Annotated in this window: 1 protein-coding gene and 1 pseudogene; both read left to right on the plus strand. The window is 41.3% G+C overall.

Features of this window, described 5'->3' with window-relative positions; all coding sequences use genetic code 11:
- Positions 1 to 130: 130 nt before the first annotated feature.
- Positions 131 to 541 (plus strand): annotated as a pseudogene (gene tnpA / locus Q3F21_RS27090) (IS200/IS605 family transposase).
- 4 nt (positions 542 to 545) lie between these two features.
- Positions 546 to 1004, plus strand: coding sequence for a hypothetical protein (locus Q3F21_RS27095; protein ID WP_340259691.1), 459 nt, complete (start codon positions 546 to 548; stop codon positions 1002 to 1004).
- The last annotated feature ends 191 nt before the right edge of the window (positions 1005 to 1195 follow it).

Genomic DNA, 1195 nt, shown 5'->3' on the forward strand with positions numbered 1-1195 from the left:
CGGTTTTAATCGTGGGATGAAAGACGGCTTTGCTCGAACATCCCTTCATGGGATGGGCAGGGCAAACACATAGCACATGTGCGAGTGCTTTTCTTTTTATCCTTATTGTTGCAGTTAGTTTTTTGTACGGATACCATATTTATATGGGACAAGATATAGACGCTCGACTACAACCGTATCTCCCATCAACTATCATTTTGTTTTCTGTCCTCGCTATCGAAGAAAAGTATTAGTGAAACAAGTGGAGCTTCGATTCAAGGAACTGCTTGCAGAAATATGCCAAGAGAATGACTGGATTATTGTAGCGATGGAAGTAATGCCTGATCATGTTCATCTGTTCCTGAACTGTCTTCCCACTGATTCTCCATCAGGCGTAATGGCAAAAGTGAAAGGAGTGACCTCTCGAATATGAAGGCAGGAGTTCAAGCATCTTGCTCATTTGCCCAGTCTGTGGACACGCTCTTTCTTCGTTAGCACGGCAGGAGACGTATCAAGCGAAGCAGTAAAGCGTTATGTGGAAGAACAAAAGAAAAGGGGGTGAACACATGCAAGCCTTAACCGTTAAGATTCGTCTATTTCCTGATCAACCAAATGTTCTCCGTCAATTAGGAAAAGAGTATATTCGGGTGGTCAACCATCTAACCGAAAATGCTGAACAACTTGGGATGTTTCCGAAGGTGACTACAAAAGATGTAGAAACAACACTTCCATCTGCTGTATGCAATCAAGCGATTCGTGATGCCAAAAGTGTTTTCCGTAAAATCAAGAAACTTGGTGCTCGTCCGATTCTTAAAAAACCTGTCTATCTCGTTAACAACCAAAACTATACGGTATCCGAAAATACAGTTGCTTTTCCTATCGTTGTAGATGGAAAGACAAAGAAGACAGCGTTTCATGCTATGACGACTAAAAGGGACATGGAATTGTTAAACTCGATTTTTTTGGAAACGGCAGACAAAACAAGTACATACGAAGAAAATACCAACAACGTAGACGTAAATTAGGTAAGCTCAAAAAGTTGTCTGTCATTCGCAAACTTGGTAACAAAGAAAAACGCTGGATGAAAGACCAAAACCATAAAATCAGTCGGCAAATTATCCATACAGCCATACAAGAAGGCGTGTCTATCATGAAACTGGAACGATTGGCTAACATTCGCAGAACGGCAAGAACAAGCCGTAAAAACGCTAAGAAC

This window comes from Brevibacillus borstelensis (assembly GCF_037834415.1).
GTDB lineage: Bacteria > Bacillota > Bacilli > Brevibacillales > Brevibacillaceae > Brevibacillus > Brevibacillus borstelensis_A.

Bases quoted from the DNA above. Each gene is read 5' to 3' on its own strand.
- Q3F21_RS27095 (WP_340259691.1), top strand. From the start codon at position 546: ATGCAAGCCTTAACCGTTAAGATTCGTCTATTTCCTGATCAACCAAAT.